The organism is Marinobacter mangrovi (assembly GCF_016798325.1).
Classification (GTDB): Bacteria; Pseudomonadota; Gammaproteobacteria; order Pseudomonadales; family Oleiphilaceae; genus Marinobacter_A; species Marinobacter_A mangrovi.
In genome coordinates, this window is record NZ_JAERVO010000002.1 from 537,435 (window position 1) to 560,910 (window position 23,476).

The window sequence follows — 23,476 nt, forward strand, 5'->3', positions numbered from 1 at the left end:
GAGCGGATGCGTCCAATCTTGGAGCGAAACTATACCAGAGGTGAGGTCGCTATAAGAAGGCGGGGGACTATAGTTTAGAGATATAACAATATGCCCGTTGGCGAGCTGTCATCCCGGGAAAAGCGATGCCTGAACCGAATCAGTCGTCGGCCAGTTTGCGGCTGACAAACTGGTCCACGTAGTCGTGCCCGTTGCCTTCAAAATGACTGAATTGCAGGCCCAGGTGGAACAGCTTGCGGGAGATCCGGCGCAGGTGTACCACATGGCAGCGGGCGGCCACGTTCACGGACTGGACGGTGACGACCGGGACGGAGAAGTGAACGTCCAGGGCCACGGGATCCTTGGGGGCAATGGTTCGGCGGTCGCTGATCAGGGCATCAATCCGGTCGCTTTCACACTCGACCATCATGCCGGCCCGGGACAGATTGGCGGTTTGGCAGGTCAGGCTGTTGCCTTCCTCATTGGTGACGGTGACGGACAGCCGGGTTGAGATGCGTTGCTGTTGTCTCAGGTTTGGTTTGCCACCCATGGTTTTTAGCCCGCCAAGTGTGGACGGAAATGGATCTGGTGCACTGCCCATAATGCGCTCTGAATTCCGGATCGACGTGCAGACCGATCTCAGTCGTCTTTGCATGTCATCTTATTTTACAAATCGTCGCTAACAGCCTGAAAGCATAGACCTGTCTGCAAAATTCGGCAAGAAGTGTGTCGTGAACGCCGTCGCATTTGCGGGTGCGCAGGGACCGGAACGACTAAGGCCCGCCCGATGGGGCGGGCCTGCGACTCAGCCTTCCAGCTTCTTCTGCAGGATGTCGTTGAGCAGCTTGGGGTTGCCCTGGCCTTTGGAGGCCTTCATCAGCGGGCCCATGAACCCGCCCATCAGCTTCTTGCGCTTCTTGGGATCGTCTTCAGCGCGATACTGTTCGATCTGGTCGCCCATGTCGGCCAGCACGCTGTCCACCAACTTTTCCAGTTCGCCGGTATCGGACACCTGTTTCAGGCCTTCCCGATCGATGATGGCGTCGACGTCGGCCTCATCGCCGTTCCAGAGCGCTTCGAAGACCTTCTTGGCACCGGATGAGGACAGGGTGTTGTCGGCAATGCGCTGCACCAGCGTGCCGAGGCGTTCGGCGGATACCGGGCTCTGTTTGATGTTCAGTTCGGCAGCATTGAGCCGCGCGCTGAGCTCACCCAGTATCCAGTTGGCGGCCAGTTTGGCGTCGCCGCCTGTCTTGGCCGTTGCCTCGAAGTAATCGGCCGTCGCGGCGTTGTTACTCAGCAGGCCGGCATCGTAGTCGGAGAGGCCGTAGTCTGCCTTGAAGCGAGCTTCCTTGGCGTCCGGCAGTTCCGGCATGGCCGAGCGGAGGCTGTCGATGAAGGCGTCGTCGATCTCCACCGGCAGCAGGTCAGGGCAGGGGAAGTAACGATAGTCGTTGGCTTCTTCCTTGGTCCGCATGGAGCGGCTTTCGTCCCGGTCGCCATTATAGAGCCGGGTCTCCTGTACGATTTCGCCGCCGTCTTCGAGGATATCGATCTGGCGTTCGACTTCGTGATGGATCGCGGCTTCCATGAACCGGAACGAGTTCAGGTTTTTGGTCTCCGTACGGGTGCCCAGTTGATCGGTGCCCTGCGGTCGAATCGAGACGTTCACGTCGAAACGCATTGAGCCCTGGGACATATCGCCGTCGCAAATACCCAGCGAGGTCACCAGACCATGCAGTTTGCGGGCGAAAGCGACCGCCTCTTCGGCAGAGCGCATATCCGGCTCGGTGACGATCTCGATCAGCGGTGTGCCGGCCCGGTTGAGGTCGATGCCGGTCATGCCGTGGTAATCCTCGTGCAAGGACTTGCCGGCGTCCTCTTCCAGATGCGCGTGGTGGATGCGAACCCGCTTCTCGGCGCCGTTTTCCAGGCGGATGTCCACGTGGCCCGGTCCCACGATGGGCTGTGCCAGCTGAGTGGTCTGGTAGCCCTTAGGCAGATCCGGGTAGAAGTAGTTTTTCCGTTCGAACACGGATCGGCGGTTGATCTCGGCATCAATCGCCAGGCCGAACATGGTGGCGTAGCGGAAGGCCTGCTCGTTGGCGACCGGCAGGGTGCCGGGCATTGCCAGGTCAACGGCGCTGGCCTGGGTGTTGGGCGCCGCGCCATAAGCGGTGCTGGTGCCGGAGAAGATCTTGGTCTGGGTGGCGAGCTGAACGTGGATTTCCAGCCCGATCACAACTTCCCATTGCATGATGTGTCGTCCTTCCTTCTGGTTCAGCCCGCAGGCGTCAGGGTGTGCCAGTCAGTGGCTTGCTGGAACTGATGGGCGGCGTTGAGCAGGCGAGCCTCATCGAAGTAGTTGCCGATCAGTTGCAGGCCCACCGGCAATCCATCGATCTGGCCGGCCGGCACCGACATGGCCGGCACGCCAGCCAGGTTGATGGCGATGGTGTAGATGTCCTCAAGGTACATCTTGACCGGGTCGTCGGTCTTGGAGCCGATGCCGAACGCCGGGGTCGGCGCCGCAGGGCCCATAATAATGTCGACGGACTTGAACGCTTCGATGAAGTCCTGCTGGATCAGGCGACGGACTTTCTGTGCCTTGAGGTAGTAGGCGTCGTAGTAGCCGGCAGACAAGGCGTAGGTGCCGACGAGGATCCGGCGCTTGACCTCTTCCCCGAAGCCTTCGGCGCGGGTGCGGGTGTAGAGGTCCATCAGGTCCTTGGGAGCCTCGCAGCGATAACCGTAGCGCACGCCGTCAAAGCGCGACAGGTTGGCGGAGGCTTCGGCCGGCGCAATGATGTAGTAGGCGGCGATTGCCAGGTGCGTGTTGGGCAGGGAAATTTCCTGCACAGTGGCGCCCAGCTTTTCGTATTCGGCGATGGCGGCGCGTACCTGCCCGGCCATCCTGTCGTCCAGCTGATCCGTGAAGTATTCCTTCGGGAGACCGACTTTCAGGCCCTTGAGCGGCTCGTTCAGGTTTGCCGTGTAGTCCGGCACCGGACGATCGATGCAAGTGGAGTCCTTGGGGTCGAAGCCGGCCATCACGTTCAGCATCAGGGCGTTGTCTTCGGCCGTGCGGGCCATGGTGCCGCCCTGGTCCAGACTTGAGGCGAAGGCGATCATGCCGTAGCGCGAAACGCGGCCGTAGGTCGGTTTGAGACCGGTGATGCCACACATGGCCGCCGGCTGGCGAATGGAGCCGCCAGTATCGGTGCCGGTCGCCGCGGGCACGAGTCGCGCCGCAACAGCCGCGGCGGAGCCACCGGAAGACCCACCCGGAACCAGGTTGTCCCCCCAGGGGTTTACCGTGGCGCCGTAGTAGCTGCTTTCGGTGGAGGAGCCCATGGCGAACTCGTCCATGTTGGTCTTGCCCAGGCACACGGCGCCGGCGTCTCGGAAGCGGGCGGTGACCGTGGCGTCGTAAGGCGGAACAAAATTCTCCAGCATGCGCGAGCCGCAGGTGGTGCGAACGCCGTCAGTGCAGAAGATGTCCTTGTGGGCAAAGGGTATCCCGGTCCAGGGTGTGGCCTCGCCCCGGGCGCGACGGTCGTCGGCCGCCTTGGCGTCTTTCAGCGCTTCGTCTTCGGTGACCGTAATAAAGCTGTTATAGCGGGTATCGTCCTGGCGGATCCGATCGAGGAAATGCCGGGTCAGTTCGACGCTGGAAACGGTGCCCTGCTCGAGGTCGCGGGCCAGTTCAGCAACAGTTTTGTCGTGCATAAAAGGTGTCCGTAACAGTCTGAGTCGTCATTCGGCTGGCAATGGGCTGCGCATCACTCGATCACGCGGGGCACCAGGTACAGGCCGTCCTCGGTCGCCGGGGCGATGCGCTGGAAGGCGTCGCGCTGGTCGTGTTCGGTGACTTCATCCGCGCGCAGTCGCTGGGTGGCGTCCAGCGGGTGAGCCAGCGGTTCGACCGACGAGGTGTCGGCGGACTGTAGCTGGTCCACCAGATTCAGGATGTTGCCCACGTCCTTCTCCAGGGCGCCGACCTGGTTGTCTTCCAGGCGGATGCGTGCCAGCAGGGCGACTTTTTCAATCTCCTCGCGGGATATGGCCACGTAACGTCTCCACTTAACGGTGAACTTATGGATGCTGAACCGGTCCAGGGACTCTGGTTGCGCGCCCCGGTCTGATTCAGGCGTTTGTTTGATGGCGCAGTATGGTAACAGATTGCGGCGCGTTCGGGAGGCGGTGAGCGGCAGATTCCGGTGATGCGACAGGCAGTGGGGAGCATGCAGTAATCCAGATATGACGCTGCTTCCGGCCTGTTATGAGCCTTGCCTGTATACCGGCCCACTGCTAAAGTTGCCGCATTCATTTCGCGACTGTTTGTCTCAGGTTGAAAATACGCTAATGCTCATCAAGAAAATTCGTGGTCTTTTTTCCAGTGATTTATCCATCGATCTGGGGACGGCCAACACCCTTATTTATGTCCGTGACCGCGGTATTGTCCTGAACGAACCGTCTGTAGTGGCGATTCGCACCAATAATGCCCAGAAGATGGTTGCTGCCGTTGGTGGCGAGGCCAAGCGCATGCTGGGCCGTACACCGGGCAACATTACCGCCATCCGACCGTTGAAAGATGGCGTGATTGCCGACTTCGTGGTCACCGAAAAAATGCTGCAGCACTTTATCCACAAAGTGCACGAAAACAGCTTTATCACACCGAGCCCACGAGTTCTGGTCTGTGTGCCGAGCAAATCGACCCAGGTGGAGCGTAAGGCCATTCGCGAATCTGCCATGGGCGCCGGCGCACGAGAAGTGTTCCTGATTGAGGAGCCGATGGCCGCGGCCATCGGCGCCGGCCTGCCGGTGGAAGAAGCCAGCGGTTCCATGATTGTCGACATCGGCGGCGGCACCACGGAAATTGCCATCATCTCCCTGAACGGCATCGTGTATGCCGAATCCGTTCGGGTGGGCGGTGACAAGTTCGACGAAGCGATCGTCACCTACGTGCGCCGCAACTACGGCAGCTTGATCGGCGACTCCACCGCCGAGCGCATCAAGCACGAGATCGGGTGCGCCTACGAAGGCGTCGAGATCCGTGAGATCGACGTGCGCGGCCGCAACCTGGCCGAGGGCGTGCCCCGGGCCTTTACCCTGAACAGTGAGGAAATCCTGGAAGCCCTGCAGGAGTCCCTGGCGCAGATCGTCCAGACCGTGAAAAGTGCGCTGGAACAGTCTCCGCCGGAACTGGCGTCGGATATTGCCGAGCGTGGAATCGTCCTCACGGGTGGCGGCGCCCTGTTGCGCGGCCTGGATAAGCTCCTGAGCGAGGAGACCGGCCTGCCGGTGATTGTCGCCGAAGATCCGTTGACCTGCGTGGCTCGGGGCGGCGGCAAGGCGCTTGAGGTGATCGACCGGGGCGGCATTGGCATGTTTTCACACGAAGGCTGATACAGCCTTCGCGAACAGACATTAGCGATGCGATGAGGCATCGCCTCTGGCCGCCGCTGTCGATTCGTCGCAGCGGCGGTTGTCGTTTTAAGCGGGGAGAATTGAGCTATCAAGACGCTGTTTGCAAGGGGGCCCATCCCGGGATTCCGGTTGTTGCTGGTGGTGGTTCTGTCGCTGGTGCTTGTGGTTCTGGATTCCCGCTTCGGGCGGGTCGACGAGCTGCGAAGCTGGCTCAGTTCCGCTTTGACGCCGGTGGTATGGCTGGGCCACGTTCCAGACAGTCTCTCGGACTGGGGGGCTGATGTTTTCACCAGTCGGGATGACCTGATCGAGGAAAACGAATCCCTGCGTGCCCGCTTGCTGGTACTCGAACGGCGCTCCATCAAGTATGCGTCCCTGGCTGCAGACAACATTGAACTGCGCAGTCTCAACGGCGTGGCCACACAGCTGGATGAGCGGGTTGTGGTGGCCGACGTCATTGGCGTCTCTCCCGACCCCTTCTCCCATGAACTGATCATCAACAAGGGATCCCGCGACGGGGTCACCGAAGGTCAGGCCATCCTGGATGCCAATGGTCTGATGGGGCAGGTTATCCAGACCAGCCGCTTTACGTCCCGGGTGCTGTTGGTGTCTGACAGCAGCCACGCTGTGCCCGTGGAAGTCCTGCGCAGCGGCGTCAGGGCGATCCTGCTGGGCACCGGAAATCCCGATACACTCGATCTGGTGCATGTCCCCGACACGGCGGATATCCGCGAGGGCGATGAGCTGGTCAGCTCCGGCCTGGGCGGTCGTTTCCCGAAGGGGTACCCGGTTGCCACAGTCACTCGTATCCACAGCGAGCCCGGCGAACCCTTTGCCGATATCCAGGCTGAACCCAAAGCCAAACTGAATCAGAGTGACCTGGTGTTGGTGGTGTTCCAACCGCAGGTGCGCCATGGCGACGACGACTGCCCCCCGGGTGAGGTTGACTGCGCCCAGGCGGCTGCCGAAGCGGAATCCGGAAGTGCTTCAGACAGTGAGGGGAGCGAATGAGTCTATCCGTCATCAGTTACCCCGTGTTTGCGATCAGCGTCCTGATCTCCCTGGTCCTGAGCATTTCCCTGTTTCCGGTGGACTGGCTGGTCTATCGCCCTGAATGGTTAGGGCTGATGGTGTTCTACTGGACATTCAGGGCCCCCAGCCGGTTTGGTGTGCTGGTGGCGTGGGTGCTGGGGCTGTTCCTGGATGTGCTTGAGGCCAGCACACTCGGCATTAACGCTCTTGCCATGGCACTGGTGGCCTTTCTGGTGCTGACCACCCATCAGCGGCTGCGTATGTTTCCGATGCCACAACAGTGTCTGATGGTGTTTCTTCTGCTGGGCATCAACCAGATGTTCGTGCACTTCGTGAACCAGTTATTGGGCGCCGACAATCCGGGCTTTACCTATTTGTTGCCGGCGGTGACCAGCACCCTCGTATGGCCGTTTGTCTGTGGCATTCTTGATCGACTGAATCTGAAGCTGGCATAGCGCGAGGACACCATGAGCACGACGCGGCCCGTTATTCTGGCATCTGCATCACCCCGCCGCCGGGAACTGCTGGCGCAGATCGGACTCTCATTTTCGGTATGCCCGGTGGATCTCGATGAAACCTGCCTTCCTGGCGAGCGCCCCGAGCATTACGTGGAGCGCCTGGCCCGGGAAAAGGCCGAGGCGGGGCTGGCCCAGGCCGACGATCCGGCCAGTCTGGTCATTGGTTCGGACACCACAGTGGTCTGCGAAGACCGGATCATGGGCAAACCGAGCAATGCGGCCGAGGCGGCGGACATGCTCCGCCATCTTTCCGGTCGCACGCACAAGGTGATGACCGCAGTGGCGCTGGCGGGCGAGTTTGGCTGCTACGCCCGGCTGGCGGTGACAGAAGTCCGCTTCAGGGCATTGAGCGACGAAGAAATTCATGCCTACTGGCAGACCGGTGAGCCCCGGGACAAAGCCGGAGGTTACGGTATTCAGGGCAGGGGAGCCGTTTTCGTTGACGGCCTATGGGGTAGCTACAGCGCCGTAGTCGGCCTGCCCCTGCAGGAAACTGCGGAATTGTTTGCAGAAGCAGGACAGCCGGTCTGGAAGACCTGGCTGCCGTCGGCGGAGAAGTCGGTATGAGTGAGGAAATCCTGATCAACGTGACGCCGGTCGAGACCCGGGTGGCCCTGGTCGAGAACGGCATGTTGCAGGAAACCTATATTGAGCGCACCAGCCGCAAAGGAATCGTTGGCAACATCTACAAAGGCAAGGTGGTCCGGGTCCTGCCCGGAATGGAGGCCGCGTTTGTCGATATTGGCTTGGAGCGGGCCGCTTTTATCCACGCTTCCGACGTTCTGGTGGTGGGCAACGGCGAGGAGTCCGCTTCCGACACGCCCAAGGCGGTGCCGGACATCCGCTCACTGCTGCGCGAAGGTCAGTCGTTGGTGGTCCAGGTCACCAAGGATCCGATCGGCACCAAGGGAGCGCGTCTGACCACGCAGCTGTCGATTCCCTCTCGTTATCTGGTGTTCATGCCAGAAGTCCAGCACGTCGGCATTTCCCAGCGGATTGAAGACGACACCGAGCGCGAGCGCCTGCGTAGCCTGGTCCAGGAAGGCGCGGAAGCGCTGGAGGCCAGTGGCGGCTACATTATCCGGACGGCGGCAGAAGGTGCCTCCCGCGACGATCTTCTGGGGGACATGACCTACCTGCACCGCCTGCACCAGTCGGTTGTGGAGCGCAACGCCACCGGTAAAGCGCCGTCGGTCATCTATCAGGACCTGCCGCTGTTTATCCGTACCATCCGGGACCTGGTGCGCCCGCAGACCGAAAAGGTGCGCATCGACTCCCGGGAGAGCTACCAGCGGGTGATGGAATTCGTGGAGGAGTTTGTCACCGAGTTCTCCGACAAGGTGGAGTACTACCCGGGCGAGCGGCCGATTTTCGATCTGTACAGCGTCGAGGACGAAATCCAGAAAGCCCTGAGCCGCAAGGTACAGCTCAAGTCCGGCGGCTACGTCATCATCGACCAGACCGAGGCGATGACGACGATCGATATCAATACCGGTGCCTTTGTGGGGCATCGTAATCTGGAAGAAACCATCTTCAAGACCAACCTGGAGGCGGCCCGCGCAATCAGCCGCCAGCTGCGGCTGCGCAACCTGGGTGGGATCATCATCATCGATTTCATCGACATGGAAGACACCGAGCATCAGCGCCAGGTCCACCGGATGCTGGAGAAAATGCTCGAGCGGGACCACGCCAAGACCAAGATCACTGGCGTGTCGGAGCTCGGGCTGGTGGAAATGACCCGCAAGCGGACTACCGAAAGCCTGGGCCAGGTGCTGTGCGAATCCTGCCCGATCTGTGACGGGCGTGGCTTCCTGAAAACCCCTGAAACGGTCTGCTATGAGGTGTTCCGCGAGATCATGCGGGTCAACCGGGCCTATGAGGCTGAAAGCTACCTGGTCATGGCCTCCCAGTCCGTGGTTGATCGCCTGCTGGACGAGGAATCCGACAACGTCGCGGATCTGGAAACGTTCATTGGCAAGAGCATTCGCTTCCAGGTCGAACCCTTTTACAGTCAGGAACAGTACGATGTGGTCCTGCTGTAACGTGAACCGCCGTCGCTGCTACCTCCCGACGGCGTTTTCCCCGGTTCAGGACTAGGCCGGCGGGCATTGCATGGACGTATCTGACCCGAAAGCCCGTCGCCGGGAAACGCCTCCCGACACCTCCCTGCCATTGCGCTGGCTGATCCGCCTGGCCAATCTGGTCTGGATGGCCGTGTTGGCTATCCTGATCGTCATCGCGCTCTATGTGGTGATCGGCCGGCAATTGATGCACGCCGTCGATCGCTATCAGGCGCAGATCGAAGCGGTGCTCTCCGAGCGCCTGGGCCAACCGGTGCACATCGATCAGTTGCACGGGCAATGGAAGGGCATGGATCCGGTGCTGGATCTTTCGGGCATGGAGATCCGCGATCCGAAACAACCGGAGAAGGTCATTGCCCGGGTCGAGCGCGTGGACATCCGGCTCGATTCGGTGGCTTCGCTGGTGCGACAGCGCCTGGTCTTCAATGACCTGGTCGCCAGCGGCATGGACCTGACGCTCGAGCAAAGCCCGTCAGGGGCCATCACCATCGAGGGGCTGACATTGCCCCAGGCCGATGCCTCTGACGCCGAGGGAGACGAATCCGGGCCCCGAGCCTGGATCAATCGCCTGGGAGAGGTGCTGTCCGATCCTTCCGTCCAGCTCAACCAGGTGCACCTGGGCCTCAAGGTGCCTGACGAACCGCGTCGGACGTTCTTCATTCCACAAGTGGACCTGCGCTACTGGCGTGGCACCTTCAGTGCTTCCGGCCGTGCGATGCAGCCCGGCTCCACGACCCAGCTGGCCCGTTTCTATCTTGAGGGTGAGCACTTCTTCCGTGGCGATTTCGACGGCACGCTGTTTGTCGATGTGGATTCCGGTCGCCTGTTTGATGCTTTCCTGCAGCGTTACCAGTGGCAGAACCGTTTGATCGACAGCGTGGATGCCGGTGGTCAGGCGTGGCTGCGCTTCGCCGGTGGTGAGCTGGAGCGAGTCAATGCCCGCTTGTCGGTGCCGCACGTACAGATTCGGGCCGATGGCGAGACCCAGGCGCCGGTTGAATCGGTCCAGGCTCAGGTGGGCTGGCAGCGAACGGGGGACGACCGCTGGCGTCTGGATGTTCAGGGTCTGGGCTGGGATTGGGGCGGGCAATCGGCGCGTAACATCGACTTGCGCATCATCCGCGATGACGGCTGGAGCGTGGTCGCTTCAAAAGTCCCGTTGGGCATGTTGTCCGGCATGGCGCAGGCCATTGCACCGCTGGATGACGAGCTGCGCAACGCACTGGCGCATTACCAGCCCGGGGGCGAACTGCATGACCTGGCACTCCGGGTGCCGGAAACGGCCGATGATTTCCAGCTGACGGGGCGCTTGGCAGATGTGTCCGTACAGGCCTTCGATGGCGCGCCGGGCGTGCAGGGATTGAATGGCCGTCTGACCCTGTCCCGCTCAGCCGGTCAGGTGTCCGTGGACACGGACGATGTGACGCTGGGATTCCCGCAGGAATTCGCGCATGCCTGGACACTGGCGCACCTGCGGACCCAGGTTCATTGGCAGATTGATGGCCCCCACAAGCGCATTTGGTCTGACCGTATTGATATCCAGTATCAGGGCAAGACGAGACTTGCCGGCGCTTTCGATCTGAAGCTGCAGGAGCCGGGCGAGGATACGCTATCCATGCGGGTCGAAGCCTGGGATGCAACGGCGCCGATGCTGGCGGATTTCGTGCCGGGCAAGGTCGTGGATCCCGCTTTCTACGACTGGATCACCAGCGCTGTTGAAAGCGCAGACATTGACCACGGCGTCTTTTACGGTCACGGGCAGGTGAACAAGGGGTCTCCGCCGGGCAGTTTTACCACCAGCCAGCAATATCAGTTTACTGACGCCCGAATCCAATACGACGAGCGCTGGCCTGTAGTCACGGGCGCGTCTGGGCAAGTGGTGGTTCAGGGGGCAAAAGCTCGTATCCAGGTGGAGCAGGGCACAACCGGAGGCCTGACCCTCGAACCCACAACGGTGCATGTGGACGGCGATGCCGAGCCGGCAGTGTTGCAGGTGCATACGGCGGCGCCTTTCAAGGGGGAGCAGGTGGCTGACTGGCTGGATCAGTCACCGCTGGGTGAGTTCGCCGGTTCCGCCGCCACGGCGCTGAATATCGGTGGCCAGTATCATCTGGATCTCGATCTGGATATCGGGCTGGCCGATGATGCGAAGACGCACGTCAAAGCGGATCTGAAAGCAGAAGACGGGCGCATTGCCTACAACGACTCGTCAGCAGTCTGGGAACAGTTGAACGGCACCGTGCACTACGATTCTGAAACCGGCTTTTCCGGCAAGCCGCTGTCCGCCCGCTTCCTGGACAGCCCTGTTGAACTGTTCCTGGCGCGGGATGGGGCCGACGCGCCGCTGAAACTGATCCAGACCGGGCGCATGAACCTGGATGACCTGGCGACCCGTTTTGGGATCGGCAACCTGCCAGGGATTGAAGGGCGTGCCGGCTATCGGGCGGAAATGGGGGTGTCTTCGGCGGGGGCGTCGTCCCTGAGGTTGACGTCGTCGCTCTCGAACGTTTCGATCGATTGGCCGGAACCTTTGCACAAGGCTATGGGCCAGCCGGTTCCCCTCAGTATGGTGATCAGTTGGGGCGACGATGGGGGCCTGATGCTGTCGGGTCACTGGTCGGATCGACTGGCTTTCCGTTTGCGTTGGCTGGACCAGGTGTTTGACCGGGGTCGGATTGAGTTGGGTGCCCAGTCCACGTCGGTGTCCGGTGCCGCGGGACTGGAGATTACCGGCCACCTGGCTCAACTGGATGCAGAGATTTGGCAAGATGCCCTGGAGAGCCACAACCTGGGTTCGGTGGGGGCCAGCTCCGGGGCGGGCATGCAATGGCTGAATCGGGTGGCGTTGTCGGTCGATCGCCTTCAGGCCGCCGGTCAGTCGTTCAGCAAGGCACAGGTCACGGCCGTACCGGATACTAAGGGGTGGCGCGTTACGTTCGACGGCCCTGACCTTGCCGGCCAATTGCGGCTGCCGTCCGGGAATGATCCCCTGACCGTGGATCTGGATCACATTGTCCTGGCGACCGGGGAGGACGACGGCGCAGTGGATCAGGCGCCGGTGTCGTTTGCCGAACGCGGCGTCGGGCAGTGGTCCGATGCGGACGTCACCATCGACAGCGTGCAGGTCGACGGCCGGGATTACGGCCAGTGGTCGTTCTTGCTGAGGCCGGCTGCCCGGGCCCTGAGCGTTGACAAGATCAAAGGCCAGGTCGGTAGTTTGGCGTTTGACGGCAGCTTGATCTGGTCAGCCGGAGAGAACGGCGAACAAACCCAGATCAATGGTGTGCTGGCCGGTAAAAACCTGGCGGACATCAGTCCCTGGATTGAGGGCAGTGTCCCGCTGCGCAGTAACAAGACCCGCGTGGAAATCGATCTGGGCTGGGATGGGCCGCCAGAAGCGGGCTCGCTGGAGACGGTCAAAGGAACGTTGGGATTCCGTATCGATGACGGTGTGATTCTCGAGCGCAGTAACACCGCCCAGATTTTCCGAGTGTTTGGCATTCTCAATTCGGACACCCTGCTGCGCCGTCTGAAACTCGATTTCTCGGATCTTTACGAGGCGGGCGTGGCGTTTGATGCCATATCCGGAACGGCGCGCCTGGCGTCGGGAACGCTGAACTGGGATCCGGAACTGCAGATCGTCGGTCCATCGGGTGCTTTCAAACTCACAGGCTCCGCGGATCTGGTGAAGGAAATGCTGGATATGCGGTTGGTGGTGGTGTTGCCGCTGACCCAGAACCTGCCGTTGGCCGCGATCCTGATGGGGGCCTCCGCGCCGATCGGCGGCGCACTGTTCGTCCTGGACAAAGTGCTGGGCGACCCGCTGAGCCGCCTGACCAGTGCGACTTATTCCGTCACCGGGTCGTGGGACGATCCCAAGGTGGAACTGCGCAACGTGTTCGATACCGGAAAGTGACCGAAGCTTGACGGCCCCCGGGGTTTCACGGTTTATTCAGGGCAGGTTGATCGTCGTCGTTGATGAGACGTCGACATGGAAAACGCCTCAGGAGGCAGCGCTATGACTCAAGAAAACCGCGTCGCGGTATTGCAGATGGTCAGTGGACACGATCTCGACCAGAACCTGGCGGATACCCGGGAGCTTCTGCAGCAGGCCAGCGACAAGGGGGCCCGGATTGCCGTGTTGCCGGAAAACTTTGCGGTGCTGAGTACCCGTCAAATGATGGAGCGGGGCCTGCTGGAGCGCGACGCGTCCGGACCGATCCGTTCTTTTCTCGCCGAACAGGCCCGGCGCCTGGGCATCTGGATTGTCGGTGGTTCCTTGCCGATTGCCGCCCGCCCGGATGGCACCGAGCTGGACAGCCGTGTGCGGTCCGCCTGTGTGGTGTTCAATGATCAGGGTGAGGAAGTCGCCCGTTACGACAAGATCCACCTCTTCGATGCGCAGGTAGAGGATGCCCAGGGCAGTTATCGCGAGTCCGATACGTTCGAGCCCGGCGAGGCGGTTGTGGTGGTGGATACGCCGGTCGGCAAGCTGGGGTTGGCCATCTGTTATGACCTGCGCTTCCCGGAGCTGTTCCGACAGTTGCGGGGCAAGGGGGCTGAGTGGGTGACCTTGCCCAGCGCCTTTACCTACCAGACCGGGTTGGCTCATTGGCACCCATTGGTGCGGGCCCGCGCGATCGAGAACCAGTTCTGGATGGTGGCGGCCGGACAGGGCGGTGAGCACGATGCCAAGCGGCGGACCTATGGGCATTCCATGGTGGTGGACCCTTGGGGCGCTGTGGTGACCGAACTCAGTGAGGGGATGACTCTGACGACCGCCGACCTGGACCCGGGCAAGCTCTCACTGACCCGGGATCGCATGCCGGTGTGGTCTCACCGGCGGCTGTAAACTACCGGAAGCGAGATACGTCGGGCGCCTCAGGCGCCCGGTGTTTCCTGCTGATCCACGCACTCGCGCAGGTAACGAAACAACTTCCGGGCATGGCCGGTGTTTTTGTCTTTCTGCGCGTCCCGGCGGGCATTGCGGGCGAGATTGCGCAGGTGCTGGATATCGGCTTCCGGGCAGTAGCCGAGAAACTCGCCTACCGCCGAATCCCCCTCTGCCACCATGCGGTCGCGCCAGCGTTCCGCCAGGTGATGGCGACGGGTATGTTCCGCACTGCCGGTATCGAACGCTTCGATGGCCCGGATAACCTCTTCCAGCTGATCCTCCTGACGCATCACCTTGCCGATATACTGCAGATGGCGCCGCCGGGCTTCGTGCTGGCGAATACGCTTTGATTCCTCAATCGCGGCCCGTAAACGGTCACTGATGGGGAGGGGTTCGACCTGATCAGGCGTCAGTTCCAGCAGGCGTTTGCCGATGTCCTGTAGCGCATGCATCTCGCGCTTGAGTTCGGACTTGCTCTTGTAGTCCTCGTCGTCCTGGTAGTCGTCGTCGATCATGGTCTTTTCCGGGTTGTTGCAGATCGCCCTGGCGAGGCCATCAGGCGTAAATCACGGTGGCCAGTCCCAGGAAGGACAGGAAACCCACCACGTCGGTTACCGTTGTCAGGATCACGCCACCGGCCAGGGCCGGGTCGATGTTCCTTGATTTGAGAAACAGGGGCAACAAAGTGCCGGCCAGTGCCGCCGCGATCAGGTTGATGATCAGCGCCGCGGCAATGATAACGCCGATCATGGGATCCCGGAACCAGATCGTGGCCGCGATCGACACCACGACGGCCCAGAGGAGGCCATTGAGCACGCCGGCCATGAATTCCCGGTTCAGCAGCCAGCGCACGTTGGCGCCGCTGATCTGGCCCACCGCCATGCCCCGGATCACAAGGGTCAGCGTCTGGCTGCCGGCAATCCCGCCCATGCTGGCCACGATGGGCATCAGGACCGCCAGGGCCACCACTTTGGCAATGGTGCCTTCGAACATGCCGATTACGGAGGATGCGATAAACGCCGTAATCAGGTTGATGCCCAGCCAGACTGCCCGGCGTTTGGTGGTCTTCATGACCGGCGCGAAGGTATCTTCGTCCTCGTCCAGACCGGCCATGCTCATCAGCGAGTGGTCCGCGTCTTCACGAATAACGTCGACCACGTCATCGATGGTGATCCGGCCCAGCAGCTTGCCTTCTTCGCTGACCACCGGCGAGGAGATCAGGTCATAGCGTTCGAACAGGGTGGCGACCTGGGTGTCGGACAGGTTGACGGGAATCGGCTCGATGTCGGTGTCCATCACCTCCCGCACGGTGGCGCTGGGACTGGATACCAACATCTTGGTAATCGGCATGACGCCAATGTATTCGTCGCGGCGGTTAACCACGATCAGGCTGTCGGTCATCGGCGGCAGGGAGCGGTGGCGGCGAAGATACCGCAACACCACGTCGATGCTGAGATCCGGACGCACCGTGATGGTGTCCGTATTCATCAGGCCGCCTGCGGTGTCTTCCGGGTAAGCGAGGACTTCCTCCACCCGTTGGCGATCCTGGTCGTCCATGGTGTCGAGGACTTCCTGGATCACCGTGTCCGGCAGCTGCTGCAGCAGGTCGGCCAGGTCGTCCGACTCGAAGTCTTCGATGATGGACGCCAGTTCCTGGGCGTTCAGCTTGCTCAGGAAGTAGCTTCGGATGTCGTCACTGAGGTACTGGAGGACTTCCCCTTCCAGGCTCTTGTCGACCAGGTTCCAGAGCAGGGCACGTTGGCGCGGCGGAGAGGATTCCAGCAGGTGAGCAATATCGCTGGGGCTCAGGCCACCGTTGAGGATGCGCGCGACCTGCTGCAGGGCACCGCTGTCCAGCGCCTCGCCCAGGGTGCGGAGGCGCTGCCGGGCCTGGCTGTTTTCGACTGCGTCTGACATGACTTACCCATGAATCCGGATCAGGACGATCGGCGCGTCCTGCGGCTGATTCTCTGGCGGGCAATCCGGGGATTGCTGCGCCATCCTGTCTCGTTTTGTGGGATTCCTGGATAAGTCCTGAAATGTCTCGTCACCGAGCCGAGCGAAAGTGGACGGCCATGATCACCCTGAGGCGCTCCAGGACTTATTCAGAAGTTCCTAAGTATAGCGGACTTACGTTGCAGACGTGAGAATTCAGTGTAGGTGAATTCCACCGGCTTTGGGGGCACGTCGAGAGGGGCGTGCAGCGATCATCGCGAACCCTTATTCGCCTTCACCGAAGTAATCGTCGATCAGCGCTACCAGGGCGTCCCGGGCCGCCTGCTCGTCGGGTCCGTCCAGCACCAGCTCGATTTCGGTGCCGCAGCTGGCGGCCAGCATCATGACGGACATGATGCTCTTGCCGTCGACCTCGCGGCCCTCCTTAGCAATCAGCACCTGGCTGTCGAAATCCGACGCCGTGCTGACCAGCTTGGCCGCCGCCCGGGCATGCAGTCCGAGCTTGTTGATGATGGTGATCGGCTGGCGAATCATGACGGATCGTCAGTCGACGCTGGATGAAGGTGCGGGAGCTCGGTGTGGCGAACCTGGACATTGCTGTACTTCTGGTTGAAGTAGCGGCCCAGTTGATCGCACATGTAAACCGAGCGGTGCTGGCCACCGGTACAGCCAATGGAAATGGTCATGTAGCTGCGATTGCTGGCCTGGAACGAGGGCAGCCAGGTTTCCAGGAAACGGGTGAGGGTATCCAGCATCTCCCGGGTTTCCGGCTGGCTCTCCAGGAACGTCTGCACTTCTGGATCGACACCGGTGAATTTACGCAGGTTGGCGTCCCAGTAGGGGTTGGGCAGGCAGCGCACGTCGAAAACGTAGTCGGAGTCGACCGGTACGCCGTGTTTGAAGCCGAAGGACTGGAACAGCAATGCCAGCTCCTGTTCCCGGCGGCCGACGATGCGCTGCTTGATCATGTCCCGCAGCTCGTACATCGACAGTTCGGTCGTGTCGATATACAGGTCGGCCAGCTGGGCCAGCGGCTCAAGCAGGTGTTTTTCGTCCGTGATCGCCTCGCGCAATGACGTACGCCCATCGCTGAGTGGGTGCTTGCGCCGGGTGGCGTGGAAGCGTTGCAGCAGAGCCTGGTCGGTGGCATCGAGGAAGACGATTTCGACCTTCATGCCGCAGGTGGATAGGCGCTCGTGGATGGCCTCGAAGTTGGCGATTTCATCGGACAGGTTGCGCGCGTCGATACTCGCCGCAATGTTGCGCAACTTGTTGGGCGAGGCGTTGCCCGCCTCCTCGACCAGGGGAAACAACAGGCCGATGGGCAGATTGTCGATGCAATAGTAGCCCAGGTCTTCCAGAACGTGCAGGGCCGTACTCTTGCCGGAGCCGGAGCGCCCGCTGACTATAATCAGTTTCATGCAGTGCCTTCGCCGATCAGCAGATGATTCACTCTGATTGCGTCATGACCTCAAACAGCTGCGACGCATCCTCACAGCGTCGCAGACGCTCGCAGAAAGAGCGGTCATTGAACTTCTCGGCCAGCTGGCTGAGAAGCTCCAGGTGTTCACTGGTGGCTTCCTTGGGAACGATCAGCACGAACAGGAGATCGACCGGCTGGTTGTCGATGGCATCGAAAGCCACGCCTTCTTCCAGGGTCAGGAGGGCGCCGACCACCTGATGACAGCCTTCCAGCCGGCAATGGGGGATGGCAATGCCCTGTCCGATCCCGGTGCTGCCGAGCCGCTCGCGGGACACCAGGTTGTTGAAAATCTGGGTCTCGTCGAGTTCCGGATAGCGCCGGGCGACGTTCTCGGCGATCAGTTCCAGGATGCGTTTCTTACTGGTTCCCGGCACACCACAGAGGGTGAGCTCGGGAACCAGGATGGATTGAATGGTTAGTGGACTTTCCGTCATGGATGGAATGCTTTCCCTTTATGAACCGCTAGCGGCTGGTCGCGCCGTGCATTCGATCAACCGTCTTTTCCTTGTGTTTCAGGATCTGGCGGTCGAGTTTGTCTAGGAGTCCGTCAATGGCCGCGTACATATCTTCGTTTTCAGCCTTTGCATGAATTTCACCACCAATAACGTGCAGGGTGGCCTCGGCCGTCTGGCGAAGCTTCTGCACGGACAGGGTCACCTGACAGTTGCTGATGTGGTCGAAATGGCGTTCGAGTTTTTCGAACTTTTCGGAAACATAGGTTTTCAGAGCGGGAGTCAATTCGACATGGTGACCTGACATATTGATTTGCATAGGCTTCTCCTATTGTCGACATGCCCGGATAACGTCTCCGTTTCCGGCGTTGAGCCCGTCGCGTGCGGCGGACGCTTGAAAATCCTGCTCTTCCGTCCCTCCGACGATTACACCAACCGCTTGCGCTCGTTGGAAGGCGGAATATGCATGGCTTCCCGATACTTGGCCACGGTGCGTCGTGCGACCTGGATCCCCTGGTCACCCAGCAAAGCGGCAATCTTGCTGTCGCTGAGTGGCTTCTTCGGTGTTTCGGCGGCAACCAGTTTCTTGATCATGGCACGAATTGCCGTAGACGAACACTCGCCGCCTTCGTTCGTGCTGACATGACTTGAGAAGAAATACTTGAGCTCGAAGATGCCACGCGGTGTGTGCATGTACTTCTGAGTGGTCACCCGCGAGATGGTGGATTCGTGCATCCCGACGGCCTGGGCGATGTCAGACAGGATCAGCGGCTTCATCGCTTCTTCGCCCTGGTCGAGGAATCCCTGCTGATGCTCGACAATGCGTGTGGCGACCTTGAGCAGGGTTTCGTTACGGCTCTGCAGACTTTTGATGAACCACTTGGCTTCCTGCAGCTGATCGCGCAAATAGGTGTTGTCGGCGCTGTTGTCGGCACGTCGGATCAGCGCTGCGTAACCCGCGTTGACGCGAATGCGCGGTGCGATTTCCGGGTTCAGCTCCACGCGCCAGCGGCCCTTGATCTTGGACACCACCACATCGGGCACCACGTAGTCCGGTTCAGCGCGATCGAGTGAGTCGCCGGGGCGTGGATTCAGGGTCTGGATCAGGGCCAGTACGGATTTGAGCTGTTCTTCCGAGAGGCGGCTGCGGCGCAGCAGCTGGGCGTAGTCCCGGTTCCCCAGCAGGTTGATGTAGTGACTGACCACCAGTCGGGCCTGTGGCAACCAGGGAGTGTCCGGCGGCAGCTGGTTGAGCTGGATCAGCAGGCATTCCTGCAGATCACGGGCGAAGACGCCGGGCGGATCAAAATGCTGAAGGCGACGCAGGACCGCCTCGACCTCGTCCATTTCCAGGGGATCTTCGTCCGCCTCATCAAGCAGGCCGGTGTGAATGTCGTCCAGGGACGTCACCAGGTAGCCACGCGGGTCCACCGAATCGAGCAGGGCATGGGCAATGGCACGGTCCCGATCGCCCATGGGCGTCAGGTTCAACTGCCAGAGGAGGTGATCCTGCAGGGTTTCGGTGGGGGAGTTGCGGGACTCGAAATCGGTGTCGTCATCGTCTTCCCCGCGTGATGCGGGAGCGGGTGCGGACTGGTAGATGTCGTCCCAGGCCGTGTCGACGGGCAGGTCGTCCGGAATGTCCTGGTTGGTTTCGGTGTTCCAGTCCGGTTCGTCAGCGGGGTCGTCCCAACTGGTGTCTTCCTGCGACGCGTCGGAGTCGTTTTGCTCTTTGGAGTTGCTGTCGTCGGTATCGCCGTCGTTCTCGGCGGCGTCATTACCGTCCTCCTCCTCGGAGGTCTCCAGCATGGGGTTGGATTCGAGCGCCTGCTGGATTTCCTGTTGCAGGTCCAGCGTGGACAGTTGCAGCAGGCGAATGGCCTGTTGCAACTGGGGTGTCATGGTGAGCTGTTGACCCAGCTTCAGCTGAAGCGAAGCTTTCATTACCATCGATTTAGTCCCGTCACCCTATGCCTGTCGGCTGTACTTTTGTTGCCTGGTTTTCGCGAATCACGCCACGCCCGATATCGATAGGGCCTTGAAACTTAACATGTCGAATGACGATTTGGCGCGACAAGCAAATTCTTTGCCGAAGTTTACTGCTATGGGTGTCCAGATGACAACGTTTTGACCGTCAGGGCGAGTGGTTCGCCGTTCGGTCCTGTTTTTGAGTTTAGCGTCTCGGGGCAATTATGCGATAGCCCGGGGCGCACTTTGGCCGGATTTGTGACCGTTTTTCACAATCGGAACTCGTTGCCGAGGTAGACCTCCTTGACCTGCTGGTTGGCCAGGATGTCGTCGGCGTGACCGGAGGCAATGATGTGCCCACCACTCACGATGTAAGCATTCTCGCAGATATCCAGGGTCTCTCGCACGTTGTGATCGGTAATCAGCACGCCGATCCCTTTGTCCCGCAAGTGCCGGATGATCTGTTTGATGTCGCTCACCGAGATCGGGTCGACGCCGGCAAACGGTTCGTCCAGCAGAATGAACGCCGGTTCCATCGCCAGCGCCCGGGCGATTTCCACCCGGCGCCGCTCGCCACCGGATAACGCCATACCCAGGCTGTCCCGGATATGGGTGATGTGAAACTCTTCCAGCAGGTTTTCCAGTTGCGTCTCGCGCTCGGCCTTGCTCAGTTTCTTGCGCGTTTCCAGGATCGCCATGATGTTGTCGCGAACACTGAGCTTGCGGAACACGGACGCTTCCTGCGGCAGGTAGCCGATACCGGCGCGCGCACGGCCATGCATGGGCAACGGCGTGATGTCCCGTTCGTCGATGGTGACGCGGCCGTTATCGGCCGGCACCAGGCCGACGATCATGTAGAAGCAGGTGGTCTTGCCGGCGCCATTGGGTCCCAGCAGTCCGACGATCTCGCCGCTGCGGATTTCCAGGGACACATCCTTGACGACCTTGATCTGCTTGTAGCTCTTGGCCAGGTTATTTGCGCGCAGGATCGCCATCAGTTGCCGCTCTCCCCGCCGGTTTTCTGGCGCGGCTGAATGACCATCTCGACCCGGCCGTCCTGATCGTTACCGTCGCGGCTGCCGCTGGCGGTGACCACGCGGGTGGCGGTGTCGTAGTTGATTTCCTCACCCTTGAAGACGTTGCCGTCCTGGTGAATCACGGCCTTCTCAATGAAGGTGATCCGGTTCTCGCCGGCGGCATAGATGATGGTCATGGCCTCGGCATCGGTCTTGGCCGTATCCGCGGTCTTGGGCTGGGTGTAATGGGCCGGTTTGCCGTGCGCCTCGATGCGGTTCAGCGCGCCTTGCTCCCGATACAGGACGACCTTGTCGGCGGTCAGTTCGGTGCCGTCCTGGCGGACCACCACGTCACCGGTGTAGATCGCGGTGCCCTTGGCGTCGTCGAGGCGTGCCTGGTCCGCGCTGACCTTGATGGGGCTGTCGGAATTGAGGTCGAAAGCCTGGGCTTGGGATGCCAGCACCAGCAGGGCGGCGCCTGCGATGCGTCGCAATAGGCGGGACTTATTGCGAAGATGACAATTCATACTGTCCTTCCACCTGTGATTGGAGTTGCACGATCCGTTGGTCGATCCAGGCTTTCATGCCGGTGGCCCGGGTGGTGCCGCGCGGATCCCGGAGCAGCACCGGGGCGTCAGTGTGCACAATGCGCTTTTGGTTATCCAGTGTCAGATGCGTGGTTTCCAGACTGCCTTCGGACCCCGAGGCCAGCACGCGGCTGATGACCACGTTGCCGGACAGGTCAATCACATCGCGATTGGTGCGGTAGTTGCCCTCGTCGGCGCGCATGTGCCAGGGCTGGCCGGAGTCCGCATCGATCATGGTGGCCCTGGGCTGCTGCATGTGGGCCCGGTTCTGTGCGTCAAACTGCTCGATGCGGGGGCTGCTGATCACGGTGGTGAGCTTGCCCTGTTCGTCGAAGGACCGGTATTCGCCATTGACCACAAAGCTGTCCGGCTCGTCCGGGCCGCGCAGTTCCTGGCCGATGGAGGGGCCACCCTGGTCGTCGCTGCGCCACAGCAGGCCGATCAGGACCGCCGACAGGATGGCCAGGGCCAGGAAGCGCAGACGCGGATGGTTCAGGCGGCTCAGTAACATCAGGCGCCCCGTGCGTGATAGGTGAGGTGCAGGTCCGCCAGCTTGTTCTGGGCCTGCAGGATGAGGTCGCAGATTTCCCGGACGGCGCCTTCACCGCCGGCCGTTTCGGTCGTGTAATCGGCCTGCTCGCGGACATACCAGTGGCCGTTGGGCACGGACAGTCCCAGGCCGGCGTGCATGATGGCGCCCAGGTCTGGCAGGTCATCGCCCATGTAGGCGGACTGCTCGGCGGGCAGGTTGAGTTCCTGCAGGAGTTCGCGCAAGGCGGTTTCCTTGTCTTCTCGGCCCTGTTGCAGGTGCTTTATGCCCAGATCGCGCGCTCGTCTTGCGGTGAGTGGTGAATTGCGACCGGTTATGATGGCGACGTCGACTCCGGCCCGCTGGAGCTGTTTGATGCCATGCCCATCGAGGATGTTAAAGGCCTTCATCTCGTCACCCTGGGCTGTGAAATACAGACGGCCATCGGTGAGGACGCCGTCCACATCCAGGGCCAGCAGGCGAATGCCGGCGGCTTTGCTGATCAGGTCGTCGGGCAACGGACGTTCCATGAAGGGTTCCTTTAACATCACTTTCAGGTTAACGGGTTCTGGCGCCTCAGAGTACGCCGGCGCGCAACAGGTCGTGCATATTGATTGCGCCGACCAGGTCGCCGTTGCGGTCGGTGACCGGCAACGCGGTGATCTTGACCTCGTCCATGATTTTCAGCGCCTCGGCGGCGAGCTGTTCTTCGCAGATGCGTTTGCCGCCTACCGTCATTACATCGCGGACGGGCGTGATGTGAACGTCCAGGTTGCGATCGAGTGTGCGGCGCAGGTCCCCGTCGGTGAAGACGCCGATCATCTGACCGTTGTCGTCCACGACGGTGGTCATGCCCAGCCCCTTGCCGGAGATTTCCAGCAGCGCCTCGCTGAGCAGGGTGTCCGGAGACACGCGTGGAACGCGATCGCCGGTGTGCATGATGTCGGACACGCGCAGCAGCAGGCGCCGTCCAAGGCTGCCGCCCGGGTGCGAAAAGGCAAAGTCCTCGGCGCTGAAACCCCGGGCCTCAAGCAGGGCGACAGCGAGCGCATCGCCCATCACCAGCGTTGCTGTAGTGCTGCTGGTGGGCGCGAGGCCCAGTGGGCAGGCTTCCCTGGGAACACTGACGTCCAGGTTGGCTTCGGCCTCCCGGGCGAGTACGGAATCCGGCTCGCCGGTCATGCTGATCAGCGGGGCACCCATGCGCTTGATGAGTGGCAGTATGGTCAGCACTTCAGCGGTCTGGCCGGAGTTGGAGATAGCCAGGACCACGTCGTCGCCCGTGATCATGCCCAGGTCGCCGTGACTGGCTTCGCCGGGGTGGACGAAAAAAGACGGAGTGCCTGTACTGGCCAGGGTGGCCGCAATCTTCTTACCGATATGGCCGGATTTGCCCATGCCGGTCACTACAACCCGACCGTTGCACTGCATCACCAGTTCGCAGGCTTTCTCAAAGGTGTGGTCGATGCGATCGGTGAGGGCGTCGATGGCCTCGCGCTCAATGGCGATGGCCTGGCGGGCCGATTCGATAAAGGAACTTCTCATGGGCCG

The 23,476-nt window shown here is 61.2% G+C and carries 23 protein-coding genes; 7 read left to right on the top strand and 16 right to left on the bottom strand.

The annotated features are described in order from the left end of the window. Positions 1 to 139: 139 nt before the first annotated feature. From JL474_RS08515 to gatC, 4 genes are all read right to left on the bottom strand, one after another. On the bottom strand, positions 140 to 529 hold the full coding sequence (locus tag JL474_RS08515; protein ID WP_236012113.1) for a PilZ domain-containing protein: 390 nt from the start codon (positions 527 to 529) through the stop codon (positions 140 to 142). A gap of 255 nt (positions 530 to 784) precedes the next feature. Further along, entirely contained in the window at positions 785 to 2,236 is a 1,452-nt protein-coding gene (gene gatB, locus JL474_RS08520; RefSeq protein ID WP_203141720.1) for an Asp-tRNA(Asn)/Glu-tRNA(Gln) amidotransferase subunit GatB, read from the bottom strand. A gap of 23 nt (positions 2,237 to 2,259) precedes the next feature. Continuing rightward, positions 2,260 to 3,708, bottom strand: a complete 1,449-nt coding sequence (gatA, locus tag JL474_RS08525) for an Asp-tRNA(Asn)/Glu-tRNA(Gln) amidotransferase subunit GatA (RefSeq protein WP_123632572.1) — start codon at positions 3,706 to 3,708, stop codon at positions 2,260 to 2,262. A 53-nt stretch (positions 3,709 to 3,761) separates the two neighbouring features. Beyond that, positions 3,762 to 4,049 carry an Asp-tRNA(Asn)/Glu-tRNA(Gln) amidotransferase subunit GatC gene (gene gatC, locus JL474_RS08530; protein ID WP_203141721.1) on the bottom strand — a complete coding sequence of 96 codons (288 nt, stop codon included), beginning with the start codon at positions 4,047 to 4,049 and terminating at the stop codon, positions 3,762 to 3,764. Between the two features lie 295 nt (positions 4,050 to 4,344). On the opposite strand from gatC, the gene JL474_RS08535 reads away from it, so the two are divergent. From JL474_RS08535 to JL474_RS08565, 7 genes are all read left to right on the top strand, one after another. Beyond that, the gene (locus JL474_RS08535; protein WP_004581576.1) at positions 4,345 to 5,388 is read left to right on the top strand and encodes a rod shape-determining protein; all 1,044 of its coding nucleotides are present in this window, start codon (positions 4,345 to 4,347) and stop codon (positions 5,386 to 5,388) included. A gap of 150 nt (positions 5,389 to 5,538) precedes the next feature. Then, the gene (gene mreC / locus JL474_RS08540; protein ID WP_236012114.1) at positions 5,539 to 6,420 is read left to right on the top strand and encodes a rod shape-determining protein MreC; all 882 of its coding nucleotides are present in this window, start codon (positions 5,539 to 5,541) and stop codon (positions 6,418 to 6,420) included. Beyond that, a complete protein-coding gene (gene mreD / locus JL474_RS08545) occupies positions 6,417 to 6,896 on the top strand; it encodes a rod shape-determining protein MreD (protein ID WP_123632569.1) in 480 nt (159 codons plus the stop codon). The genes mreC and mreD overlap by 4 nt, the downstream gene beginning before the upstream one ends. 12 nt (positions 6,897 to 6,908) lie before the next feature. Next, positions 6,909 to 7,526, top strand: a complete 618-nt coding sequence (locus tag JL474_RS08550; RefSeq protein WP_203141722.1) for a Maf family protein — start codon at positions 6,909 to 6,911, stop codon at positions 7,524 to 7,526. Further along, a complete protein-coding gene (gene rng / locus JL474_RS08555) occupies positions 7,523 to 9,001 on the top strand; it encodes a ribonuclease G (RefSeq protein WP_123632567.1) in 1,479 nt (492 codons plus the stop codon). Before JL474_RS08550 ends, rng begins: the two co-directional genes overlap by 4 nt. A 70-nt stretch (positions 9,002 to 9,071) precedes the next feature. Next, positions 9,072 to 12,956, top strand: a complete 3,885-nt coding sequence (locus JL474_RS08560) for a YhdP family protein (protein WP_203141723.1) — start codon at positions 9,072 to 9,074, stop codon at positions 12,954 to 12,956. Between the two features lie 102 nt (positions 12,957 to 13,058). Beyond that, the gene (locus JL474_RS08565) at positions 13,059 to 13,892 is read left to right on the top strand and encodes a carbon-nitrogen hydrolase family protein (protein ID WP_203141724.1); all 834 of its coding nucleotides are present in this window, start codon (positions 13,059 to 13,061) and stop codon (positions 13,890 to 13,892) included. A gap of 29 nt (positions 13,893 to 13,921) precedes the next feature. Here JL474_RS08565 and yjgA read toward each other — a convergent pair whose 3' ends face one another. The 12 genes from yjgA to JL474_RS08625 all read right to left on the bottom strand — a co-directional run bounded on the left by yjgA (position 13,922) and on the right by JL474_RS08625 (position 23,470). Then, positions 13,922 to 14,449: a ribosome biogenesis factor YjgA gene (gene yjgA, locus JL474_RS08570; RefSeq protein ID WP_203141725.1), complete on the bottom strand. Its 528-nt coding sequence runs from the start codon at positions 14,447 to 14,449 to the stop codon at positions 13,922 to 13,924. Between the two features lie 40 nt (positions 14,450 to 14,489). After that, complete coding sequence (gene mgtE / locus JL474_RS08575; RefSeq protein ID WP_123632563.1) at positions 14,490 to 15,851, bottom strand: magnesium transporter; 1,362 nt, start codon at positions 15,849 to 15,851, stop codon at positions 14,490 to 14,492. Between the two features lie 303 nt (positions 15,852 to 16,154). Beyond that, positions 16,155 to 16,424, bottom strand: a complete 270-nt coding sequence (locus JL474_RS08580) for an HPr family phosphocarrier protein (RefSeq protein ID WP_123632562.1) — start codon at positions 16,422 to 16,424, stop codon at positions 16,155 to 16,157. Then, positions 16,421 to 17,311 (bottom strand): RNase adapter RapZ, encoded by an 891-nt coding sequence (rapZ, locus tag JL474_RS08585; protein ID WP_123632561.1) that lies wholly within the window; start codon positions 17,309 to 17,311, stop codon positions 16,421 to 16,423. The genes JL474_RS08580 and rapZ overlap by 4 nt, the downstream gene beginning before the upstream one ends. 28 nt (positions 17,312 to 17,339) lie before the next feature. Then, the gene (gene ptsN, locus JL474_RS08590; RefSeq protein WP_123632560.1) at positions 17,340 to 17,807 is read right to left on the bottom strand and encodes a PTS IIA-like nitrogen regulatory protein PtsN; all 468 of its coding nucleotides are present in this window, start codon (positions 17,805 to 17,807) and stop codon (positions 17,340 to 17,342) included. A 28-nt stretch (positions 17,808 to 17,835) separates the two neighbouring features. Then, positions 17,836 to 18,144, bottom strand: coding sequence for a ribosome hibernation promoting factor (gene hpf / locus JL474_RS08595; protein ID WP_123632559.1), 309 nt, complete (start codon positions 18,142 to 18,144; stop codon positions 17,836 to 17,838). A 107-nt stretch (positions 18,145 to 18,251) separates the two neighbouring features. Continuing rightward, a complete protein-coding gene (locus JL474_RS08600) occupies positions 18,252 to 19,769 on the bottom strand; it encodes an RNA polymerase factor sigma-54 (protein WP_203141726.1) in 1,518 nt (505 codons plus the stop codon). Between the two features lie 293 nt (positions 19,770 to 20,062). Further along, complete coding sequence (gene lptB, locus JL474_RS08605; protein ID WP_203141727.1) at positions 20,063 to 20,788, bottom strand: LPS export ABC transporter ATP-binding protein; 726 nt, start codon at positions 20,786 to 20,788, stop codon at positions 20,063 to 20,065. After that, positions 20,788 to 21,336 (bottom strand): lipopolysaccharide transport periplasmic protein LptA, encoded by a 549-nt coding sequence (gene lptA / locus JL474_RS08610; RefSeq protein ID WP_123632557.1) that lies wholly within the window; start codon positions 21,334 to 21,336, stop codon positions 20,788 to 20,790. The genes lptB and lptA overlap by 1 nt, the downstream gene beginning before the upstream one ends. Further along, complete coding sequence (gene lptC, locus JL474_RS08615) at positions 21,314 to 21,907, bottom strand: LPS export ABC transporter periplasmic protein LptC (protein ID WP_203141728.1); 594 nt, start codon at positions 21,905 to 21,907, stop codon at positions 21,314 to 21,316. Before lptC ends, lptA begins: the two co-directional genes overlap by 23 nt. Beyond that, positions 21,907 to 22,455 carry a KdsC family phosphatase gene (locus JL474_RS08620; RefSeq protein WP_123632556.1) on the bottom strand — a complete coding sequence of 183 codons (549 nt, stop codon included), beginning with the start codon at positions 22,453 to 22,455 and terminating at the stop codon, positions 21,907 to 21,909. Before JL474_RS08620 ends, lptC begins: the two co-directional genes overlap by 1 nt. Before the next feature lie 46 nt (positions 22,456 to 22,501). After that, complete coding sequence (locus tag JL474_RS08625) at positions 22,502 to 23,470, bottom strand: KpsF/GutQ family sugar-phosphate isomerase (RefSeq protein ID WP_123632555.1); 969 nt, start codon at positions 23,468 to 23,470, stop codon at positions 22,502 to 22,504. Positions 23,471 to 23,476 lie beyond the last annotated feature (6 nt).

Bases quoted from the DNA above. Each gene is read 5' to 3' on its own strand.
- JL474_RS08600 (WP_203141726.1), bottom strand. From the start codon at position 19,769: ATGAAAGCTTCGCTTCAGCTGAAGCTGGGTCAACAGCTCACCATGACA.
- rng (WP_123632567.1), top strand. From the start codon at position 7,523: ATGAGTGAGGAAATCCTGATCAACGTGACGCCGGTCGAGACCCGGGTG.
- mgtE (WP_123632563.1), bottom strand. From the start codon at position 15,851: ATGTCAGACGCAGTCGAAAACAGCCAGGCCCGGCAGCGCCTCCGCACC.
- rapZ (WP_123632561.1), bottom strand. From the start codon at position 17,311: ATGAAACTGATTATAGTCAGCGGGCGCTCCGGCTCCGGCAAGAGTACG.
- JL474_RS08565 (WP_203141724.1), top strand. From the start codon at position 13,059: ATGACTCAAGAAAACCGCGTCGCGGTATTGCAGATGGTCAGTGGACAC.
- JL474_RS08620 (WP_123632556.1), bottom strand. From the start codon at position 22,455: ATGGAACGTCCGTTGCCCGACGACCTGATCAGCAAAGCCGCCGGCATT.
- hpf (WP_123632559.1), bottom strand. From the start codon at position 18,144: ATGCAAATCAATATGTCAGGTCACCATGTCGAATTGACTCCCGCTCTG.
- lptB (WP_203141727.1), bottom strand. From the start codon at position 20,788: ATGGCGATCCTGCGCGCAAATAACCTGGCCAAGAGCTACAAGCAGATC.
- mreD (WP_123632569.1), top strand. From the start codon at position 6,417: ATGAGTCTATCCGTCATCAGTTACCCCGTGTTTGCGATCAGCGTCCTG.
- gatA (WP_123632572.1), bottom strand. From the start codon at position 3,708: ATGCACGACAAAACTGTTGCTGAACTGGCCCGCGACCTCGAGCAGGGC.
- JL474_RS08515 (WP_236012113.1), bottom strand. From the start codon at position 529: ATGGGTGGCAAACCAAACCTGAGACAACAGCAACGCATCTCAACCCGG.
- yjgA (WP_203141725.1), bottom strand. From the start codon at position 14,449: ATGATCGACGACGACTACCAGGACGACGAGGACTACAAGAGCAAGTCC.
- JL474_RS08535 (WP_004581576.1), top strand. From the start codon at position 4,345: ATGCTCATCAAGAAAATTCGTGGTCTTTTTTCCAGTGATTTATCCATC.
- lptA (WP_123632557.1), bottom strand. From the start codon at position 21,336: ATGAATTGTCATCTTCGCAATAAGTCCCGCCTATTGCGACGCATCGCA.
- gatB (WP_203141720.1), bottom strand. From the start codon at position 2,236: ATGCAATGGGAAGTTGTGATCGGGCTGGAAATCCACGTTCAGCTCGCC.
- ptsN (WP_123632560.1), bottom strand. From the start codon at position 17,807: ATGACGGAAAGTCCACTAACCATTCAATCCATCCTGGTTCCCGAGCTC.
- JL474_RS08625 (WP_123632555.1), bottom strand. From the start codon at position 23,470: ATGAGAAGTTCCTTTATCGAATCGGCCCGCCAGGCCATCGCCATTGAG.
- lptC (WP_203141728.1), bottom strand. From the start codon at position 21,907: ATGTTACTGAGCCGCCTGAACCATCCGCGTCTGCGCTTCCTGGCCCTG.
- JL474_RS08560 (WP_203141723.1), top strand. From the start codon at position 9,072: ATGGACGTATCTGACCCGAAAGCCCGTCGCCGGGAAACGCCTCCCGAC.
- JL474_RS08550 (WP_203141722.1), top strand. From the start codon at position 6,909: ATGAGCACGACGCGGCCCGTTATTCTGGCATCTGCATCACCCCGCCGC.
- JL474_RS08580 (WP_123632562.1), bottom strand. From the start codon at position 16,424: ATGATTCGCCAGCCGATCACCATCATCAACAAGCTCGGACTGCATGCC.